Source organism: Streptomyces polygonati, assembly GCF_042650325.1.
In the GTDB taxonomy this organism is placed as follows: Bacteria; Actinomycetota; Actinomycetes; order Streptomycetales; family Streptomycetaceae; genus Actinacidiphila; species Actinacidiphila polygonati.
Genome location: NZ_JBHSBB010000013.1, coordinates 297314 through 303743, shown reverse-complemented (window position 1 = coordinate 303743; position 6430 = coordinate 297314). Strand labels below are relative to the sequence as shown.

At 73.6% G+C, this 6430-nt stretch carries 5 protein-coding genes; 4 read left to right on the top strand and 1 reads right to left on the bottom strand.

All coding sequences use genetic code 11. From position 1 onward, the window contains the following. Nucleotides 1–171: 171 nt before the first annotated feature. A complete protein-coding gene (locus tag ACFO3J_RS19550; protein ID WP_386430742.1) occupies nt 172–924 on the top strand; it encodes a hypothetical protein in 753 nt (250 codons plus the stop codon). Between the two features lie 30 nt (nt 925–954). Here ACFO3J_RS19550 and ACFO3J_RS19545 read toward each other — a convergent pair whose 3' ends face one another. Continuing rightward, nucleotides 955–3363 (bottom strand): serine/threonine-protein kinase, encoded by a 2409-nt coding sequence (locus ACFO3J_RS19545; RefSeq protein WP_386430741.1) that lies wholly within the window; start codon nt 3361–3363, stop codon nt 955–957. A 706-nt stretch (nt 3364–4069) separates the two neighbouring features. Here ACFO3J_RS19545 and ACFO3J_RS19540 point away from each other — a divergent pair. The 3 genes from ACFO3J_RS19540 to ACFO3J_RS19530 all read left to right on the top strand — a co-directional run bounded on the left by ACFO3J_RS19540 (nt 4070) and on the right by ACFO3J_RS19530 (nt 6376). Further along, on the top strand, nt 4070–4717 hold the full coding sequence (locus ACFO3J_RS19540) for a TetR/AcrR family transcriptional regulator (protein ID WP_386430740.1): 648 nt from the start codon (nt 4070–4072) through the stop codon (nt 4715–4717). 240 nt (nt 4718–4957) lie between these two features. Beyond that, nucleotides 4958–5095: a hypothetical protein gene (locus ACFO3J_RS19535; RefSeq protein WP_386430739.1), complete on the top strand. Its 138-nt coding sequence runs from the start codon at nt 4958–4960 to the stop codon at nt 5093–5095. A 111-nt stretch (nt 5096–5206) separates the two neighbouring features. Continuing rightward, nucleotides 5207–6376 (top strand): flavin-containing monooxygenase, encoded by a 1170-nt coding sequence (locus ACFO3J_RS19530; protein WP_386430738.1) that lies wholly within the window; start codon nt 5207–5209, stop codon nt 6374–6376. Nucleotides 6377–6430 lie beyond the last annotated feature (54 nt).

The following is a 6430-nucleotide window of genomic DNA, read 5'->3' as shown; positions in this document are numbered from 1 at the left end:
CGCTGCGGCCGACCACTTCCATGTGCTTCCGCGTTCACGCCACCGCGCCGCCCCGGGTACGCCGTCCCGACGCCCGCTCACTCCGCCGGAGGCGCCCGCCTGGCAGCCGCGGCCGGCCGGGCTTAGCGTCGGCGTGTGGGGGCCCGGCACGATTCGAGGCGGTGGCACCCGATGGTCCGCAACATCCTGGCGACCCTCCTCGCGCTGATCGGAGCGGAAGCCGCGGTCTGGAGTCCCTTCCTGCCCTGGTACGGCGGCCGGCACGGTTCCGACATACGCATGGACGACCTCTTCACGAGTGTCGGCGTCACCCCGCACCACGCGCCGCTGCTCGGCTCCCTCTTCCTGCCGATGGGCTTCGCCGCCCTGCTCACGCTGCTGGGCATCCTGACGCGCTCGCGGCTGGTGACAGCGCCGGCCGGAATTTTGGTGCTCGGGATGACGGTGCTGTGGATGGTCCGGCAGGCCCAGTTCTCCCACGCGCTCACCGCCGGCGGGAACGGGCTCGACACCGGGGTGGCCACCGCGCTGGCCGGCGCTCTGATGCTCTTCGCCGCGGTCTCGCTGCTCCCGAGCCGCCGCCCGCGCCCGCTGGCCGAGCCTCCCGCGCTGTACGACTCCGTGGTGCCGTACGACCCGGACGTCTCGGACGGCCCGGCGGTTCCGTACGACCGCCCGGTCTCCTACGAGTCGGCGATCCCGTACAACCCGGCGGTCTCCTACAGCCCGGCCGTCCCCTACGACTCCGAGGCCGGCTATGGTTCCGCGATCCCGGACGACCCCCCGCACCCCTACGGCTCCAGCGGGTCCTGGGCGGCCTCGGACGACGGTGAGCCGACGCTGATCGGCGAGCCGACGATCAAGGGCGCCACCCTGCCGCCCGCCGCGCCGCGGGACGCCGATCCTCCGCCGGCGGGGACGTGAATCCCGCGTCCCGGGCGTCGTGAGGCGGTGTCACGCCCGGCGCGAGGTCGCCCCGGTGCCCTTGGCCGCGTCGAGCGCGTAGACGCAGCGGTCCTTGGAACAGGCATAGACCACGCCCTCGGTGGCCACCGGCGATCCGGTGATCTCCCCGCCGGTCTCCAGCCGCCACCGCAACTGGCCGCCCTGCGCCTCCACCGTGTAGAGGCAGTGGTCCTTGGAGCCGAAGTGCACCCGGCCCTCGGCGGCCGCGGGCGATCCGACGACCTCGCCCTGCGCCGCGAACCGCCAGCGCGGGGTGCCGCTCACCGCGTCCAGCGTGTAGAGCGCGCTGCCCGCCCCCAGGTGCACCGCGCCGGCCGCGACGACCACCGGCTCGACGGACTGCCGGGGCTCGGTGGCGACCCGCCAGCGGTCCCGCCCGTCGGACGGGTCCAGCGCGTAGACGGTGCCGAGGTGGTCGGTGACGTAGATCCCGCCGCCGGACGCGCCGGGTCCGGGGACGTACGCGGGCGGCGCGAACATCACCGCGGGCGCGTCGAAGTGCCAGCGCTCGGCGCCGGTGCGGACGTCCAGCGCCAGCACCCGGGTGCCGGCGGTCAGATAGGCCACGCCGTCGGCGACGACCGGCCGGGTCGGCACCGAACCGGCCGCGCCGGGCTCGCCCACCGGGTGGGACCACTGCTCGGCGCCGGTGAGCGCGTCCACCGCGTACAGGTGGCCGCCGCCCTGGTAGTAGACGGACCGGTCGATGACGGTGGGGCCGGAGTCCGGGGACTCGAACTCGGTCTGGGCGCCGCCGCGTTCCCAGCGCAGATTGCCCCGGTGGGCGTCCCACGCCTGTACGCCGCCGCCGCGGGTGCCGCTGACGACGGTGCCGGCGTCGGCCCGCACCGCGTACACCCAGCCGTCGATCGGGTTGCGCCACCGCTCGGCGCCGTCGGCCGCGTCGAGCGCGAACAGGCTGGGTCCGTCGGAGGCGTGGATACGGCCGCCGGACACGGCCATCGTCCAGGCGACCTCCCGGGTCTTGAACTGGCGGCGGCCACTGGCCACATCGAGCGCGTGCACCTCGAAGGAGGTGACGTAGAGCAGGCCGTCGGAGACGACGGGGGTGCCCCACACGTCATTGGACATGCGGAAACGCCAGGGCCGCCATTCGCCGGGGGGTGCGGCGGGGGCTGTCTGGGCCGGTACGGGGACGGATTCGGCCGCGCGATGGGAGCCGGCCCGGTGGCGTACCCATTCGGTGCCCGGAGCCGCGCCCGCCGCCGCCCGGTGCCGGGTGGCCGCCGAGACCCGCAGACCGGGGCCGATCGGCGCGGAGCCGGCCAACTGCACGGGTACGGCCTCGGACTCCTGGCGCTGGCTGTCCCTGCCGTGCGCCGGGCCGCCGCGGGGGGCCTCGACGGGGCGGGGCGGCGACTGCGGTGGCGGCGGCATGTTCACCGGGACCTGGGGGCCGGAGACCTGCGGGCCCGGGAGCCGCGGACCGGGCGGCGGCTGACCCGCGGCATGGGCGCCGCGCCCGGGCGCGGGCACCGCGGGACGGCCGCTGCGGCGCTGCTCTATCAGCGCCACCGCGGCCGGCGGCAGCCAGGCCGAGGCGGTACCGGTGTCGTCGCCGCCGGAGGAGAAGAGATGCGGGGCGAGCTGGGCCTGGAGATCGGCGGGAGTCGGCCGGCGCTCGGCCTCCATCCGCATGCAGGATTCGATCAGCGGGCGCAACTCGTCCGGCAGCCCGGTCAGGTCGGGACCCTCGCGCAGCAGCATGAACACCGTCTCGACCGGATTGGCGCCGTGGAAGGGCGCGTGACCGGTGGCGGCGAAGACCAGGGTGGAGCCGAGCGAGAAGATGTCGCTGGCGCCGCGCACACTGCGCGAGTCGCGGGCCTGCTCGGGCGACATGTAGGCCGGAGTGCCGACCGCGACATTGGTCATCGTCAGCCGGGTGTTGGAGACGCCGGAGGCGATGCCGAAGTCGATGACCCGGGGGCCGTCCTCGACCACCAGCACATTGGAGGGCTTCATGTCGCGGTGCACCAGGCCGGCCGCGTGGATGGACTGAAGTGCCTCCGCGATACCGGCGGCGAGCCAGCGGACGGCCTGGGCGGGCATCGGCCCCGACTCGTTGATGATCTCTTCCAGGGACGGCGCCGGGACGTAGGCGGTGGCGAGCCAGGGCACGGCGGCGCGCGGGTCGGCGTCCACGACGGCGGCGGTGTAGAAGCCGGAGACCGCCCGCGCCGCCTCGACCTCACGCGTGAACCGGACCCGGAAGAGCTGGTCCTCGGCCAGTTCGGCGCGTACGGTCTTGATCGCCACCCGGCGGCCGGAAGCCGAACGGGCCAGATAGACCAGCCCCATGCCGCCGGCGCCGAGCCGTCCGAGCACCTCGAAAGGGCCGATCCGTCTCGGGTCGTGCTGCGTCAGCTGCTCCATCACTGCCCTGCCACCTCCCCGTGACCCCGCGTTGTTGCGGCCGTTCCCCGTGTTATCCGGCCGCGAGTGGCCGGTCGCCGGCTCCCGCGCCAGGGTACGGGCCTGATTGTTCCTGGGATGAGCCCCGGTTGCGAACCCGGGGCCGTCGCGACACGCCCGGAGAGCGAACTCGTTATCATCCGCTCCAGGTCGCGGCCAGGGGTGGCGGCGCGCCGCGGGACGGCCCGCGATTGAGGTCGGCGGCGCCTTCCCCGCTGCTACTCCCCCGGCTCCTGCCGGACCCGGCCGCCGGCCTCCGGACATGGTCCGGTCCCCCTCCCGTCGTGTCCCGTCGTGTGTGCGTTGTTCCCCAGGGGTGCCCAGGGGTTGTCCGGAGGTCGCTCGCGGGTCGTCCAAAGGCCGATCAAGGACCGATCAAGGGTGGGTCGGAGATCGGTCAGTGAGCGGTCACGGGCGCGTTCGAGCCGCCGTCATCAGTGATCTTCCCCACTGCGCGAGCCGTAAATCGAACATACGGTCAATTCTTTCGCGGCGGTCCCCCACGGGCCGCAAATCACCCATCCGGCCCATTCCACCCTGCTGACACAGCCTCCGGGAGGGGGTCACAAAAGGGGCACTGACCTGCTGGTTCATCAAGTGGAGGCGTGGCTTCCCCGTTTGCACGCGGCCAAATCGCGCGCTGATCACGCGTCGGTAAACTGGCGGCATGACAGGACAAGTTCGCACCGTCGACGGCCGCGTGGCGGGCCGCCGCGGGCAGGCCACTCGGCAGAAGCTGCTGGACTGCCTCGGCGAGATGCTCAGCACGTCGCCCTACCGGGACGTCAAGGTGATCGACGTCGCCAGGATGGCGGGCACATCTCCCGCAACGTTCTACCAGTACTTCCCCGACGTCGAAGGCGCCGTCCTGGAACTCGCCGACGAGATGGCCAAGGAGGGGGCGGGCCTGACCGATCTGGTCGCCGGGCGCTCCTGGGCCGGCAAGGCAGGCGCCCAGACGGCCGGGGAACTCGTGGACGGCTTCCTCTCCTTCTGGCGCAAGAACGACGCCATCCTGCGCGTCGTGGACCTGGGCGCAGCCGAGGGCGACAAGCGGTTCAACCGGATCCGGCTGAGAGTCCTCAACCCCGTGACCGGCTCCCTCACCGATTCCATCAAGGAACTCCAGACCAAGGGCAGGGTCGACAAGGAGGTCAGCGCGCCGGCCGTGGCCAACTCACTGGTCGCCATGCTGGCCGCGGTCGCCTCGCACCAGAAGGGTTTCACCGGTACCGGCGTCAAGCAGGCCGAACTGAGGCCGAACCTCACGCTGCTGGTGCATCTCGGGGTGACCGGCAGGAAGCCCTCGAAGTAGCGGCGGTCCTCCGAAGTCCGCCCTTCCTCCCCCGCCGCACCGGGCCCGGTCCGGGCCCGCCCCCGCCCCGCACACGGGCGCCGCGGGGTCCCGCACGAGTTCCCGGCGTCCGCGCCGACTTCCGCGCCGGCTTCCGCGCGGGCCCGTCCTGGGCCCCGCCGACCGCGCCCCGCTCCGGCCCGCCCCGACTCCCGGGCCCGGCGGGCGACGCGCACAGCCCGGCCCGGCATCATGTCCGGCATGACCAGCAGCCGGACCCCGGGCATATTGTCGCGCGGCACCCTGTCCCCGCCCTCCGAGCCCGACGCCTCGACGGCGCGAACGCGCGCCCGCGCGGGCGTCCGGGGACTGCCGCCGCGCGAGCGCCGCCAGGGCTGACCGACCGCGGGCTACTGCTGGGCGCGCACATGGGGTTACCTTCCGATACGTCACCGTGTCCTTTCGTCAGACATTCCCGTCGTAAGACTTTCCAGGTTCCAGGAGTTCCGCATGTCCGAGCCCACCTTCGCCGCCCCCGGTGCCCCGGCGAGCACCGCGGCACCCGAGGCCATCGTCATCGGCGCCGGTCCCGGCGGCCTGGCCGCGGCGGCGGCGCTGCGGCAACGGGGCCTGCGCCCGCTCGTCCTGGAGCGCGGCGAACAGCTCGGCACGTCCTGGCGCAACCACTACGACCGGCTGCGGCTGCACACCACCCGCCGGATGTCGGCGCTGCCCGGGCTGCCCATACCCCGCGCCTACGGGCGCTGGGTCCGGCGCGACGACGTGGTGCGCTACTTGGAGCGCTACGCCGAGCACCACGATCTCGACGTGGCCACCGGCATCGAGGTCACCCGGGTGGAGAGGACGGACACGGGCTGGGAACTGCCCGCGACCGGCGGCCGGGTGCTCAACTCGCCCGTGGTCGTGGTGGCGACGGGCAACAGCCACACGCCCTACATACCCGACTGGCCGGGACGGGACACCTTCTCCGGTGATCTTCTGCACGCCTCCGCCTATCGCAACGCGGGCCCCTACGCCGGGCGGGACGTACTGGTGGTCGGCATCGGCAACACCGGCGCCGAGATAGCCGTCGACCTGGTCGAGGGCGGCGCGGCCCGGGTGAGGCTGGCGGTGCGCACCCCGCCGCACATCATGCGCCGGACCACCGCGGGCTGGCCGGCCCAGGCCAGCGCCGTACTGGTCCGCCGGCTGCCCACCGCGGTGGTGGACCGGGTGGCGCCGCTGATCGAGCGGATCAGCGTTCCCGACCTGTCCGCGTACGGCATACCCAGGCCCCGGACCGGTCTGTACGCGCGGGTGCTCGACGGCGCGATCCCGGTGCAGGACGTCGGTCTGGTCGCGGCCGTACGGTCCCGCCGGGTCGAACCGGTCGCCGCCGTCGAGCGGCTGGACGAGGATCAGGTACGGCTCACCGACGGCACCGTCATCCGTCCCGATGTGATCATCGCCGCGACCGGTTACCGGCGCGGGCTCGAAGCGCTGGTCGGCCACCTCGGCGTACTCGACGAGCGGGGGCGTCCGGTGGTGCGCGGTGCCCGTACGTCGCCGGCCGCCCCCGGCCTGTACTTCACCGGGTTCACCAATCCGATCAGCGGGATGTTCCGCGAAATGGCCATCGACGCCCGGAAGATCGCCCGGGCCGCCGCCCGCCGCAGGTGAGCGGCGCCGCAGCTCACTCGCCCGGGTGAATCCGGGCGCGGCCCGGAACAGGCG